General features: G+C 58.5%; 12 protein-coding genes. 3 read left to right on the top strand and 9 right to left on the bottom strand.

Features of this window, described 5'->3' with window-relative positions:
- Nucleotides 1-9: 9 nt before the first annotated feature.
- Together ASF69_RS19500 and ASF69_RS19495 are read right to left on the bottom strand one after the other, a co-directional pair.
- On the bottom strand, nt 10-1,800 hold the full coding sequence (locus ASF69_RS19500) for a CocE/NonD family hydrolase (RefSeq protein ID WP_062589940.1): 1,791 nt from the start codon (nt 1,798-1,800) through the stop codon (nt 10-12).
- A gap of 379 nt (nt 1,801-2,179) precedes the next feature.
- A complete protein-coding gene (locus ASF69_RS19495) occupies nt 2,180-3,088 on the bottom strand; it encodes a LysR family transcriptional regulator (RefSeq protein WP_062589939.1) in 909 nt (302 codons plus the stop codon).
- A gap of 372 nt (nt 3,089-3,460) precedes the next feature.
- On the opposite strand from ASF69_RS19495, the gene ASF69_RS19490 reads away from it, so the two are divergent.
- Both ASF69_RS19490 and ASF69_RS19485 read left to right on the top strand, forming a co-directional pair.
- A complete protein-coding gene (locus ASF69_RS19490; RefSeq protein ID WP_062589938.1) occupies nt 3,461-5,236 on the top strand; it encodes a CocE/NonD family hydrolase in 1,776 nt (591 codons plus the stop codon).
- 63 nt (nt 5,237-5,299) lie between these two features.
- Entirely contained in the window at nt 5,300-6,505 is a 1,206-nt protein-coding gene (locus tag ASF69_RS19485; RefSeq protein ID WP_062589937.1) for an MFS transporter, read from the top strand.
- Nucleotides 6,506-6,532: 27 nt separating this feature from the next.
- On the opposite strand, the gene ASF69_RS19480 is transcribed toward ASF69_RS19485, so the two are convergent.
- From ASF69_RS19480 to mdcA, 7 genes are read right to left on the bottom strand one after another with little or no spacing between them, the layout of a single operon-like run.
- The gene (locus ASF69_RS19480; RefSeq protein ID WP_062589936.1) at nt 6,533-7,444 is read right to left on the bottom strand and encodes an acyltransferase domain-containing protein; all 912 of its coding nucleotides are present in this window, start codon (nt 7,442-7,444) and stop codon (nt 6,533-6,535) included.
- A complete protein-coding gene (mdcB, locus tag ASF69_RS19475; RefSeq protein ID WP_062589935.1) occupies nt 7,441-8,307 on the bottom strand; it encodes a triphosphoribosyl-dephospho-CoA synthase MdcB in 867 nt (288 codons plus the stop codon). Before mdcB ends, ASF69_RS19480 begins: the two co-directional genes overlap by 4 nt.
- On the bottom strand, nt 8,304-8,951 hold the full coding sequence (gene mdcG / locus ASF69_RS19470; protein ID WP_062589933.1) for a malonate decarboxylase holo-[acyl-carrier-protein] synthase: 648 nt from the start codon (nt 8,949-8,951) through the stop codon (nt 8,304-8,306). The genes mdcB and mdcG overlap by 4 nt, the downstream gene beginning before the upstream one ends.
- Nucleotides 8,938-9,651 carry a biotin-independent malonate decarboxylase subunit gamma gene (mdcE, locus tag ASF69_RS19465; protein ID WP_200939116.1) on the bottom strand — a complete coding sequence of 238 codons (714 nt, stop codon included), beginning with the start codon at nt 9,649-9,651 and terminating at the stop codon, nt 8,938-8,940. Before mdcE ends, mdcG begins: the two co-directional genes overlap by 14 nt.
- Entirely contained in the window at nt 9,648-10,529 is an 882-nt protein-coding gene (locus ASF69_RS19460; protein WP_062589932.1) for a biotin-independent malonate decarboxylase subunit beta, read from the bottom strand. Before ASF69_RS19460 ends, mdcE begins: the two co-directional genes overlap by 4 nt.
- Entirely contained in the window at nt 10,526-10,855 is a 330-nt protein-coding gene (gene mdcC, locus ASF69_RS19455; RefSeq protein WP_062589931.1) for a malonate decarboxylase acyl carrier protein, read from the bottom strand. The genes ASF69_RS19460 and mdcC overlap by 4 nt, the downstream gene beginning before the upstream one ends.
- A gap of 9 nt (nt 10,856-10,864) precedes the next feature.
- The gene (gene mdcA / locus ASF69_RS19450) at nt 10,865-12,496 is read right to left on the bottom strand and encodes a malonate decarboxylase subunit alpha (protein ID WP_062589930.1); all 1,632 of its coding nucleotides are present in this window, start codon (nt 12,494-12,496) and stop codon (nt 10,865-10,867) included.
- 195 nt (nt 12,497-12,691) lie between these two features.
- On the opposite strand from mdcA, the gene ASF69_RS19445 reads away from it, so the two are divergent.
- Entirely contained in the window at nt 12,692-14,026 is a 1,335-nt protein-coding gene (locus tag ASF69_RS19445) for an SLC13 family permease (protein WP_062589929.1), read from the top strand.
- Nucleotides 14,027-14,120 lie beyond the last annotated feature (94 nt).

Genomic DNA, 14,120 nt, shown 5'->3' with positions numbered 1-14,120 from the left:
CCGTTTTGTCTATTTTTTCGCGTGCTCAGACGGAATGACCGGAAAGAGAAGATGGGAGTCGTAGCGCTCTCCCGTGCGGATCCGGTGCCTGCCGCGATTGCGTGTAGGCAGATCCAGAATGGCCCCTGGCAGCGTTCCGTGAGCATGGGGCCCAACGGGGTGCCCCGCTATTTCAACAACGAGCCGCTCGCCAGCATGGATGACCATCGATGTCGGCCACAGCGAAAGCTCGATTGGTACGCATTCTCCAGGGATCAGTCGATCCTCGTTTCTGTGGGTGATCAGCGGCTCCGATGGCGTTGACCGCTCTGGATCGATGGCGCGCTGCGAAACCCTCAGGCGACCAAGCGGGCCGGTGTAGCTGAGGGTGCCAGGCAGCTTGCCATCCTGTTCAAGCGATTTCACGAAACCCCGCGCCTGTGGGCCAACCAGCGTGATGTGATGCAGGCGCTTCCCATCGGCCGATTCCTTGTAAAGGGCGGCAAAAAGGTCCATGTCATCGGCATCCGCTGCCTCGATCCATAGGTGGAGATTGAGGTAGCCGGTGATTTCGGTTTCCTCTTCGAAGACCTTCGAGAACCTGACGCATTGTGTCAGATCGTCACCGGCATATTCCGCCACCGATGGGGATGTAAGAGGTTCGTTCGAAAGTCCGAAGGACTGCGCATCGAGATAGAGCTTGCGCCATTCCTGGCGTTCCAGCGGCCAGGACGTTTCGGGCCGATTGACCTGATCTTCGCCGCCGGGATCGAGAATGGACAGCCGTACCTTTGGTGTTTCATCCCAGTCATTGTCGATGTTCTTGAGATAGCGGTCAAAGAACTTCCGGAGATCCGCCGTGCTGCCCGCATCGGCCAGATCGAGCCATTCCTGATTGTTGTGGACGCGCAACCATTTGTGCTCCGAGGCCACGCCACGGAATGCTTCCAGCGTTCCGCGCGGATGGATCGCACTTGTGAAACTTGCCACGACATAGGCGGGTACGGTGATCGCCTTCAGGTCGGGACGCTTGTCCTCCCAATAGGCATTGTAGAGCGGATAGCGCTGCGCCATCTTCGTCAAGGCTTCGCGATTGTTGCGGCCAAAGATGAAGGCGGCAATGTCCCTGTCGTGGAATTTCGTATCCAGAATACCGCCACGCATGACGACGTCGCGATAGCTGTCGTTCAGGCCTTCCCAAGGTGCAATGGCGGCAAGATGCGGTGGCTGCAAGGCGGCGGTTGCCCACTGGATCATGCCGAGCTGGGAATTTCCGGCCATGCCAACCTTGCCGTTGGACCAGTCGCGCTGTCCGAGCCACTCGATGACATCATAGACGTTGCGTCCTGAAGCCGTGCCCATGAAGACTTCATCGCCGCCGGAATTCGACGTGCCGGCGGCATCCACGACAGCCACGGCATAGCCGGCATCGCACCAGATCGCAGGGTCTGGTGCCTCGAAGGACTGAAGACCGGACAGCGTGCTCTGTGGAACGCCGAACTTGGTCGCATTGAAATTCAGATTCCACCAACCGCCGCGCTTGCAATAGGGCGTATAGGCCAGAATGATGGGCACATTTTTTTCGTTGGAAGGACGGAAAATATCACCGTAGAGGATGGTTCCGTCTCGCAGCGGGATCGCAACATCCTGTTCGAACGTGATGTCACAGGTCAAGGCCAGTGCGCCTTCGACATGGACATAGCCCTTCTTGAACTCGACTGTTCTGGTGTCGACAGCAGGAACGGGCGGCTCCGATGCCGACAAGGGAGTCGTCGGATCGAAAATGACATCAACACCGAGGGCTTCGATAAATTTTTCCATGGCAAATAGTTCCTCCCTACCGGTCTAAAAACGAGGATGGGGCCCGGAACTTCCAGACTTCACGCCGACGTCAAGGCATACAGATGTCTGCCAAATGCCGCGGTGTCATCGCCGACTGGCCTCTCTTCCCGACCGGAAATTGGCACGGTAATCTCCATTTGCGAAATCGATTGTTTGGATAGTTGATATTCGTTTCATGGATATGTGGCCGGTGCGATGACCGCTTAAGTTTGCCAATATATGACGGCGTTTTGTCATGCTGGTCAGACCGCATGCCAGACGCCTTTCACCTGCACGGGATTGGAGATTTCAGTATCGATTGCTTTGACGGGTGCTGCCGAATTTTTACATATCGTATTTCGACGCTGGCGGGCGGACTTCAGTTCATGCGTTCGGCTTCATCCAGAATGATGCTGCGGACCCACTCGGCGGCAAGGTCGCCATTGTGTACGGGCGACCACTGTATGACTTCCGTAAAGGAGGGCAGTGGCATTGGCAGGTCCATCACGCGTACGGGCATGGTCTTGGCAACCTCATCCGCAAGGCGTTTGCACATTGTTCCGACCCGATTTGTCCCTACCAGCAGATGAGGGACCATCGCAAAACTCTGAACCGCAACTTCGACACGGCGCTTTACCCCGTGTTCAAGCATCAGCCAGTCCTCGATGGAGGGTTTGTGTGACCGGCCGAACTGACTGGCGACGTGCCCCATCGACATATATTGGGCGAATGTCAGGGATTCTCCGACAATACTATTTCCCTCCCAGATGACCGCGACCAGCCGATCTTCAAAAAGCCTTGCCTGGGGGAAAGCTTCAGACAGGAAGATATTCGGGAAAATCAGGAAGTCGACCTCACCCCGACGGATCAGTTCGTCAGGCTTGTCATCAAATGGAACCAGATCAAATGTGATGTTGGGTGCCGCGCTGGCAATCTGTGCCATGGCGGAAGAAAACAACACGAGCATGGCGTAGTCTGACAAGGCAACACGAAAACATCGCCGTGACGTGGACGGATCGAAGGCGTCCCGCTTGGCAAGCATCGCCTTGATCTGCAGGAGCGCATCGCGGGTGGGACCGGCAAGGCTCTCGGCAACAGGGGTAGGCACCATGCCGCGCGCCTGTATTCTGAAAAGATCGTCACCGAAATAGGACCGCAGGCGTGCCAGCGCGGCACTCATTGCGGGCTGGCTCAGATTGAGCTTGTTCGCCGCTGCCGTCAGGTTGCGCTCCGTAAGAAGCTCGTCAAGCGCAACCAGAAGATTGAGATCAAGACCCTGAAATCGCATCTCCGTTTCCTCCCGGGATATCCACGCCCATCACATCCATATTGCGGATAGTACGCATTTAAACAATCGATTTTTTAAATAGTGCGCAATGTGCTTAGCTACCCCTAGCCGACACTGGAGGGTGTCCAACAGGGAGGAAACAAATGGCCTTTAGTCCTTAAACACGAAGTTTCGCGGCACCTGCTTGGCTTGACGTTCAGGGGAGCATATCGGCGGTGATACATCCTGGCCGACCATGACTCGTTGGCGAACTTCCAGCCTGTTTGGCAGGCACCAAAATCGAATTTTCAGTCCACTAAATCTGCGAGCAACTCGTCACGCCATTTCGATGGCCTGCGGTTGCTTCGCCATGACCTTTTTTCAGGGAAGACCATGAACAACCAAGCCGACAGCAATCCGATCGCAACCAGGACTTTCAGCACCCGTCCGCCGCTTCGTTCATTTGTCGACGGCAAGATGCGTGTCGATAAGAATGTGGCGATTGAGGTCGAAGATGGCCGGATCGTTATGGCGGACGTGTACCGGCCTGATACGACGCAGCAATATCCCGCAGTCATGTGCTTTACCCCCTACGGCAAGGACATTCACTTCGAAACGAAAGAGCCAGCCGTTTACGCGCGCATTTCGATGAAGAATGAGTACGCGGTCTATGAGGCTCCCGATATTCTGCGATGGGTCGCGGATGACTATGCTGTCGTCATCGTAGACGCCTGCGGGCTTGGTGCCTCGCCGGGCGTAGCCGACGTCTGGTCACCGCGCGATATCGAGGATTACGCCGCCGCAATCGAAGCCATCGCCGTGCAGCCCTGGTGTACCGGTCGAGTCGGTCTAAACGGAATTTCCTACCTCTCGGCAACGCAAATCGCAGTGGCAACGCACAAGCCACCGCACCTCACCTGCATGATCCCCTGGGAAGTAGGCGGCGACAATTATGAAATGACCTATCAGGAAGGCATGTTCAACACCTTCTTCGTCAACTCCTGGTTTGACGCGTGGATCGTGCCCAACCAGCATGGCTATGGAACGCTGCCGCCGCAGGAGCTGGAACGTATGCGTGAGAACTGGCCCGCAAAGGCCATAGCTCACCCCTTCTTCGATGAGTTCTGGGCGGCACGTACACCCGATCTTTCTGTCATCGACGTTCCGTTCCTGACTGCTGCGAACTGGACAGGTTCGCTGCTGTCGCTTCAGCAGCATTTCGATCTGTTTTGCCAGTCCGCCTCGAAGCACAAATGGCTGCGGGCCCATATCGGCGGCCACATTGAGCCCTACTACAGCGAAGAGGGATATGCCGCGCAAAAGAAGTTCATGGATTTCTGGTTGAAGGACATTCAGAACGGCATGATGGAAACATCGCCGCTGACGCTTTGCGTGCGCAGACCCGGTGCCATCGAGTGGATGGAAGCCAAGGAATGGCCGCTTCCGCAGACGCAGTGGGTGAAATGGGAACTGGACGCCGAGGCCATGAGCTTGAGCAGCGATCCGGTACAGGGGTCGGCCACTGCCGATCTTCTCGCAGTCCCGATTGAGCCGCCGCGGCTTGAAAAGCCGGCTGAAGATGACAGCGAACACCATGCGGTTCACATGAATGAATCGGTGATGCAAGCCTATATCAAGGATGGCCTGAGCCGCCCGTTGCAGCAATCCTGGAACGCGGTGTTCACGTCCAAACCGCTGGAAGACGATTTGCGGCTGATCGGCCCGGTGACGGTGCACCTGACGGTCGCCGCGTCTGAAGGTGACGCGGACCTGTTTGTCTGCCTGCGCGACATCGCACCTGACGGCACGGAAGTCGTCTATGACGGGTTGGACAATCCCGAGACGCCCCTTGGTCTGGGTTGGGGACGTCTGTCCCGTCGTGAGCTTGACCCCGATCGAATGATCGACGGTTCTCACCGTCCGGTCCACTGGCGCGATTGCGAAAAGGCACCTGCACCCGGAGAAACGGTCAGCATCGACATTGCAGTGGGACCGACGAGCGCGGTGTTTGAAAAGGGGCACCGCCTCATCATCGAGGTGTCGACGCGCGACGTCTTCCGCTCATTCCCCTTCTTCCATGTCACGCCGGAGCATCAGCGGATCGGCGGGGAGGTGAAGATCAAGACCGGGAAAGGCATAAGCTGGGTAGAACTGCCGGTCTGCCCATAACGGCCGGATGATGCCAGCCCACCGTTGGAGGCGGTGGGCTTTTTAAAAACGGGAGGAGGAAACATGTCAAATCGCAAGGGTCTGCGCGGTATCGCCGCGCTTTACGTCGGCCACATGGCCGGGACGATCGATCTGGCGGCATTGCCGCTCTGGATCGGAGTACTGATGGCGCATTATGGGCTTGCACCAGAGCAGGCGGGCCTGACGGTGACGCTTTTCCTTGGCGGTATCGTGGTTATGAGCACCATTCTGGCGCCGAGGTTCGATCGCCTGTCGCCCCGCTGGATCGCATTTGCGGGTTTCTGTGCCGCAGCGCTTTGTTTTTCATGGGCCTGGGGTCTTCCCGTGGCTCCATCAAGCTTCGGCAAGCTTCTTGCCATCCACGGCATAGCGGGACTTTGCGTCGGCTCCGCCCTGTCCATGGTCCATGGCAGTATTGGACGCACGGAAAACCCGCATCGCCATTTCGGGCTTGCAAATGTCATGGTGGGAGTTCTCGCGGTTCTGATGTTCGCATTCCTCCCCGGTGAGATCGCAGCTTATGGCGGGCAGGTCGTCTTCATGGCTTTCGTCGTCATCATGGCGATTGGCGCGGGCGCTATCGCGCTGTTTTTCCCCGAGCAGATCATACGAGGACAGGATGCTGCAGATGAGGCTGGAGTTGAAGCCAAATCCGGCGCTGGCCGTGTCCCGCTCATTGCCTATCTGACGATAGCGGCTGTCGTTTGCCTGATGCTCAATCAGTCCATGGTCTTTGCATTCATCGAACGCATAGCAGCGACGCGCGGCTTTGACGCGAGCCAGGTCCAGATACTTCTCGTTCTGCTCGGTTTCATCAATCTCATGCCGGGAGTGTTGGCAGTCCTGCTGCAAAGGCGCTTACCCGCGCTGGCGGTCGGCATCGCTGGCGCACTCACCCAGGCGGCTCTGGCGCTGACATTGACTAACGCCACTATTTTCAACGCTTTCGCTGCGCCAACGCTATTTTACGCATCGATTGTTCTGTTTACCCACACCTTCCTTTTCGGTGTGCTGTCCCGGCTTGATCCTTCAGGCCGGGCCGTCGCTGCGACACCTGCCATGATGATGACGGGCGCTGCACTCGGCCCGGCGCTGGGCGGCGCCATTGTCGCCATCATTGGCTTTGAAGGTCTCGGTTGGGCGACTTTCTGCTTTTCCGCCATCGCAGCTGCTTTGCTCATGGCGGTCAAGCGCAACCTATCCCACAGAAAACATCTGGTCGCCACGCGTCCTGCGCATTCAAGCTAAGTCGCGGAAAGGCAGTGCGAGGCGGTTTCAGCCCTCCTTGCGCAAAACCCATTCTGCGGCCGCGTCGAGTGTCTTGAACTCGGTCATCGATCGCGAGGCGATGGAAGGGACGGCATCTCTGGCCATTGCGGAAAGATCACCGCCGGGCAGAAGTTCAAGCAGTGTTGTGCAGCCCACTTCCTTGAGGCTTTCCATACAGCCACGCCAGTCGATGCATGTCTCCAGTTGGGCGGAAAGCCGCTGGATGGCGACTTCGCGAGAGCGAACGGTTCCGCCATCGATACCGGCCAAGACCGGCGCGGTCGGGCTTTTGAAATCCGTCGCTTCCAGTGCCTTTGCAAAGGCAGCGACGGCCGAATGCATCAAGGGCGTATGGGAAGCGATACGCACGGGAAGAGGTGTGACATGCGCGCCGCGTTGTTCGGCATCCCTTGCCGCGCCCGCGATATTGTCCAGAGGTCCAGCGACGACAAAGCGGTCCTCGCCGTTGCGAATTGCGATATGAACGGCGTTGCTGCTGCATATCGGCGACACACTCGTTTCCCGGAGGCCACGAATGGCGATCATGCCGGAAGGTGTCGGGCAAGCCGCGTCCATCAGAGATGCCCTCAGGCTTGCCAGGTGGATCAGGTCCCTCGCGCTGATCGACCCGGCGCATCCATATGCTGCCAGCTCACCGATACTGTAGCCGGCGAAGTAATCGGGCGCGGGAAGGGCGCGTCTGACAATCCGGAACGCCGCCAGTTCCACAGCGCAGATGACCGGTTGTGCAATGGCGTTCTCGTGCAGGCGCCCCTGCCTCACCACCTCGAAAATCGAGCTGCCCATCACCTCCTGAAATGCCACGAAAACATCGGTTGCCTCTGGCGCGTCGCGCAGGCGATCGATCATCTCCGGAGCCTGTGCGCTCTGACCGGGGCATAGAATGCCGAGCGTCATTCGCCTGCCCTCACATCATGAAGGAAAATAGCGCATGAAAGAAGATCAGCCGCTCCTCCCGGTGAGATGCGGCGTTGAGAGAACGCCCGATGCAGCTCTGCGGCGCGGTCTATGGAGCCAGAGGCGAAGACGCCGCCGTCGGACAAAAATTCGCGGGCCTGCTGGTGCACGTAATCGAGGCCTTCACGTCCAGCCCGATGCAGGATGTTCGTGTCGTTCAGCACGGACATGAGCGCAAAGAATGTTTGCAACGCTGACAAATCGCGGTCGCCTGACTGCTTCAACGCATTGTCATATGTCGGTACGGCCACATGCCTCAGAACCGGGTATCCCAACGCCGCCTGCTCTCTGGCTCCGGGGCCACCATGACGGGCAATCGCACGTGAGCCATTTGAGTCTACTGGCATGTCCGCCATTAGATCCTTGCCCCATAGCGTGGCGACGGTCATGCAGATTGCATCGGTATCAAGCGGCAAGCGGTTGGCTATATGATATCCAGCCGAGGCGGAAAGCAGTCCGAGATTGAAAATTGCTCCCCGGTGCGTGTTGATACCCGCCGTGGCCGTCAACATACGTCTTTCGGCATCCATGCCCAGTTGCTTGAGGGTGATGAACCGGCTTTCAAACCCGCCTGCGGCAGCAATCTGGACGAAGTAGGTCCTGAGCGAAAACAGGCTGCGCATGAAGGTGGCCATGCTCATATCGTCATGAGCACCGTTGTCGACCGGGCTGACGAGGCCCGGTTTAGGATAAAGCGACAGCTCGGTGTAGAGCGAACGGATCGCCATTCTGCCGAGTACCCGGCTGCTATCCCGCCGGACAATGCGCGGTTGCTCCGCAACTGGGTGAAGCACCGTGGTCATCCGGCACTCCTTGCAACGGACATGAGCGAAGAATATTCGACCAGTCTCGGCCCACCATGCTGTTTGACAAGGATCTGGTTGGGCCGCGCAGCGTATTCCCGCAGATTGACGCCCGAACCGTCTGTCAGCAGCAACTCCCCATCCAGTCGCGGCTTTCCAGCGATGTCGAGAAGCGACTGAACGGCTTCAAGGTAGCTGTCGGGAGTAGAGGTGGAAACGAGCAGATCGAGGTCAGAGCCAGCATGCAAATGGTTTTCGCCGGAAAGATGTGTCCATGCCAAGGACCCAAAGACGGAGAGACTGAGCCCGTACCGCACTGCTGTCTTCAATACCAACCGAATGGTGTCCTGCCATTCATCCGGCGCACTGGTGGCGGCATCTTCGAGCGCGACAGGAGGCAAAACGCGATTGATGGCCTCTAGGGCCACGCAAAGTCCAAGTCTGCGTTTTTCTGGTGTCGAAAGGCCGAGACGAATTGTCGTCTCGCCGTCTCCTGCGGCGGAGGAAGCCACGATCAGGGGACGACCCGCATCAACCCAGTCCGGAAGCAGTTCGCCCGCTGCGATACCGCAAGGAGAGAGGATCGCGTGGTCACGCCATGAGGATTTGAGCGTGACGAAGCGGTGCCTTTCAGGCCGCATCATGCCGCACCCGATGAGAAACAGAACGTGCCAGTGTCCGTCCCTTGCGTTCTTCTCCGTAGTTGCGACGGGTATCGCTGCCGGGATCCTGGCTCTCTTCCAGCGCCTTAACCAATGCACTGGCGAGATCGCCATCCCAGGTTTCACGCACTGCACCCATGGCGACGTAATTGGCAACGCCCGGAGCAAACACCGCGCTGTCCTTTGACAATTCCTCCAGCCGCTCGACGGGAATTTTCGTCACACGCGACATGGCGGGCAGGTTCATTACCCTTACCTCGGCTTCCGGCAGCGCATAGCAGGCGTCGGCCAAAAGGCTGGACGACAGGAACCCGGCGCTGACGGCTTCTCCATAGACGAGGCCGATAATTTTATGGCCCCGACGTCTCGCCACATCGATACATTTGGCAAGATGGGCTATATATCCGTTCAGGCCCAGAAGCTCGTCACGGCGGCTCATTTTCTGACCGGCCGTATCCACCAGAAGCAGGATCGGGCTGCCCGGACGCTCCTTCATGATGCGAATGACCTCAGACGCCATGCGCATGGCCAGATCGATGCCGATATGCGCCTTTTCGCGCGTGCCGATGACCGATACCGGTTGTGAACCGGCCTTTGCGGTCCCCGCGAAGAAGAGACCCTCTGAGGAAATGTCATGGCCTTGCGGAAACAGGCGGTCGAACAAAACTTCCGGCGTCATCATGCGCTTCTCCTTCCATCGATGGCCTGGTGGAATTCCTCCGTTGTCATCAGGGGAATCCTGTCCACATCGGCAATATCCAGTGCCGACCAGATATCGCTAGCATCCTGCACGTCGCCAAAACGGGCAAGACGCGCAGAGAGTGCAGCGTGTTCCGCTTCAATGCCATCGAGATCGAGAGGTTTTGCCGTGCCGAGAAGGCCAATCGCTGCGTTTCTGAACGCATCCATGTCATCAGAGACAAGGCCTGCGGTTTCGCCAAGGATATAGCGATGCTTGCCGCCAACCGTGCGCCAGACGAGAGCCTTGTCGGATGCATCGAATTCCTCCACGCCCATGGTGGTTTCGATGACTTCAGGCCCGGATAGGCCAAGCCGTCCCTCTTCCGACATGACGATGGACGAGCAAAGCCGCGATGCGATGCCCATGCCGCCAAAGACGCCGTAGCGTCCGCCATCTAGAACGATGACGGGAATACCGGCGGCGCGCAGATTGAGAATGGCGCGCATGATTTCGGAAACGGCGATCAATCCCGCATTGGCCTCATGCAGCCGCACGCCGCCGGATTCCAGCAGCAGCAGAACCGCACTCGGCTTTTCGTCCAGTCCGCGCTCCAGAAGCCCGGTGATCTTGGCGCCATGCACCTCGCCCACCGCGCCGCCCATGAAGGCACCTTCCTGCGCGGCGATGAGGACGGGCTTGCTGTCCAGCAGTCCCTTGCCGACGGCCACGCCATCATCGAAGGCGGCTGGTGAGCCGAGGACCCGCAAATGCGGGCTTGTCATGCGGTCCTGCGGAGGAAGGAGTTCGATGAAACTGCCTGTATCCAGCAGACCGTCGATACGCTCACGCGCGGTTGCCTCGTACCAGCTTCTGCTCATGATGTCGCCTCGCTGCTTTTGCCCGAATAAGCCTGAAGGGCCTGATCCAGCCGCAGTGCCACGACGGCGGGCGTTGCGCCTGCATCGTTGATCGACACTTTCACGTCGCCGATCTTCCAGCGGTCGAACACGTCAGACAGCACCGCCTGCCAGATGGCACCGAAGCCCACCGCTGCCGTTTCCACCTCGACGCGGCATTTGCCGGAGAGGTCGCAGGCCTCGACCAGAACCTCGAGATTGCCGGAGCCGAGAACGCCCGAAAGGATCGGTTTGTTTCGCGCCGCCAGAACGCTGCCGCCGCCAAATTCATATTCCAGTCTTTCCATCGTCCAACCTCACCAGTTCCGGAACCGGGCAGGGGGGCGGTAAAGGCCACCCGATGCACGTACGAGATCTTTCATCGATTTGGCTGCCAGGAGATCGCGGCTTGCCAGCGACACATCGACGCCCAGATCGACTGGCCGTTTGATGATGCCACGGTCCCGCAGATTTTCCACCATGCGCTTGTCGCGACCAAGACCGACAGCCGTATAGCCCGCAACACCACGAATGGCCTGCTCCCGCTCCTCTGCCGTGCGGCACAGAAGCAGATTGGCAATGCCCTCTTCGGTGAGAATATGGGTTACATCGTCGCCATAGATCATGACCGGCGGCAGGTCGAGACCAGCGGATTCGGCCAGTTTCCACGCGTCGAGCTTTTCCACGAAGGCCGGTGCCATATGTTCGCGGAAAGTCTCCACCATCTGGACGACGAGCTTGCGGCCGCGTGGCATAGTGCCAGTCGCGGCCTCTTCGCCTGCTTTCAGCCATGCTTTCGAGCCATGCCTGCGCCCTCTGGCATCCGATCCCATATTCGGCGCGCCACCAAATCCGGCAATACGGCCAAGCGTTGCCGTGGAACTGTTGCCATCGAGATCGATCTGGAGGGTGGAGCCAATGAACATGTCGCAGGCGTAAAGTCCCGCCGTCTGGCTCAGCGCCCGGTTGGACCGCATCGAGCCATCGCGTCCGGTAAAGAACACGTCCGAGCGGGCGCGGATATAATCCTCCATGCCCAGTTCCGACCCGAAAGAATGCACGCTCTGGACAAAGCCCGCCTCGATGGCGGGAATGAGCGCCGGATGCGGATTGAGCGCCCAGTGGGTGGCGATCTTGCCCTTGAGGCCGAGACTTTCGGCGTAGGTTGGCAGGATGAGCTCGATTGCTGCGGTATCGAAACCGATGCCGTGGTTGAGGCGCGTCACTCCATATTCGGCATAGATGCCCTTGATGGCCATCATGGCCATCAACACCTGAATTTCCGAAATCTGGGCGGGATCGCGGGTAAAGAGCGGCTCGATGTAGTGCGGCTTGGGGCTTTGCACGACGAAGTCGACCCAGTCGGTGGGAATGTCGACGCGCGGCAGCACGTCAACGATCTCGTTGACCTGGGCGATCACGATGCCCTGTCGGAACGCTGTGGATTCGACGATAACAGGCGTGTCTTCAGTGTTGCCGCCGGTATAGAGGTTGCCGGCTCTATCCGCTGCCTGGGCGCAAACGAGGCTTACGCGCGGAGTAAGATCGGTAAAGTACCGACCGAACAGTTCGAGATAGGTATGGATCGCGCCGATACGGAGCTGACCGGCGCTCAAGAGCCTTGCAAGACGCGCCGCCTGCGGTCCCGAAAAGGAAAAATCCAGCTTGGATGCAATGCCCTTCTCGAACACGTCGAGGTGTTCCGGCAGCGCCAGAACCGATTGGACAATGTGCAGATCGTGAACCACTTGCGGATTCACATTTGCCAGAGCCTTTGCCAGGAAATCGGCCTGTTTCTGGTTGTTGCCTTCGATGCACAGCCGATCGCCCGGTTCAATCACGGCCTCCATGAGAGCAATGATCGCATCTGCTTTGACCACCTTGCCGTTTGAGAGCGGTGAAGCCCGTTCCAATCGGCTCGCGCGGTTTGTCGCAAGTTTAGTCCACATGAATGCGCCTCCACAGCATTTGCGCCCATATGTATTCCGGAGATCAAATTTTATCAACGTATAAATTCATTATTGCCTATTCGCGTTTTTTGCGCATACATACCCCAATGGGTTGTGCGGGGACGCCGCACGGATGGCGAACGGCAAGAGGGTGCCGCTTCCACTCCGACCCTCTGGCTTTCGGGAGGAGCTGTCATGTCATCAGAAGTCATTACTATACTCGGGCTCGTCGTCATGTTTATCGTGGCGACTGCCCTGCCGATCAACATGGGCGCGCTGGGTTTTGCCCTCTCGTTCATCATCGGCACGCTCGTCGTCGGCATGAGCGTCAAGCAGATTTTCGAAGGTTTTCCAGGTGACCTTTTCGTCACGCTTGTCGGTATCACCTATCTTTTCGCCATCGCGCAGAATAACGGCACGGTCGACTGGCTGGTTCGGGCCTGCGTGCGCGCCGTCAAAGGACGCATATCGGCCATTCCGTGGGTCATGTTCTTCGTCTCGGCGCTTTTGACTGCAATTGGTGCTGTCAGCCCGGCGGCTGTTGCCATCATCGCCCCGATTGCCCTGCGCTTTTCGGCAAAATATGGCATCAATCCGCTTCTCATGGGCATCATGGTCATCCATGGTGCACAGGGCGGTGGCTTCTCTCCCATCAGCATTTATGGCGGCATCACCAATCAGGTTGTTCAGCGCGCTGGCCTGCCGGGTGACGAAACCGTTCTCTTCCTCGCCAGCCTCGGCTTTAACCTGCTGATTGCCATCGGCGCAGCCATGGTTCTGGGGAGGAAATCGAAAGCGGCTGCTGGCGCGAACGGTTCCGGCGACGTCTTCACACCGGGCGTATCCGTGGATGTGCGCGGCAGTGGCGGCCATATGGCGATCGACCCGCGCCAGCGTGAATCGGAAATGACTGAAGTCACGACCAGCGGCAAGCTCGATCTGGAGCAGGCGCTGACATTGACCGGTCTTGCCGCCTTGGCCATTCTGTCTCTGGCATTCAGCCTCAATGTCGGTCTTGTTGCCATGTGCGTCGCCGTCATCCTGGCACTGGTTTGCCCACGGGGGCAGAAGGGCGCCGTCGACAAGATTGCATGGTCAACCGTGCTTTTGATCGCGGGTGTCATCACCTACATCTCGGTACTGGAGAAATCCGGCGCCATCACCTATGTCGGCAACTCCGTGTCCGCACTGGCCATGCCGCTCGTTGCTGCCCTTCTCTTGTGCTATATCGGCGGCATCGTCTCGGCCTTCGCCTCCTCGGTCGGCGTTATGGGGGCTATGATCCCGCTCGCGGTTCCCATGCTCATGCAGGGTGAAATCGGCACGCCGGGCATGATTGCGGCACTCGCCATTTCCGCCACCATCGTTGACGTTTCGCCCTTCTCGACCAACGGCGCTCTGGTTGTTGCCAATGCGCAGAATGTCGATCAGACGAAGTTCTTCAAGACGCTGCTTTACTACAGCGCATTTGTCGTCGCCGCGGGCCCGCTTCTCGCATGGCTCGTCTTCGTGGCTCCCGGCTGGCTTTGATGCCAGCCCGGATCGCACCCCTCAGTCAACGTCAACAGTAAAGCTGGATGCACATGTCCCAGAAACTCTATCCGGTCCTGAAGTCCGCGAGACA

Origin of the sequence: Rhizobium sp. Leaf311, assembly GCF_001423445.1 — a bacterium.
Classification (GTDB): Bacteria; Pseudomonadota; Alphaproteobacteria; order Rhizobiales; family Rhizobiaceae; genus Agrobacterium.
Note: the sequence above shows the minus strand (reverse complement) of the source record. Positions and strands in the feature narration are given on the sequence as shown.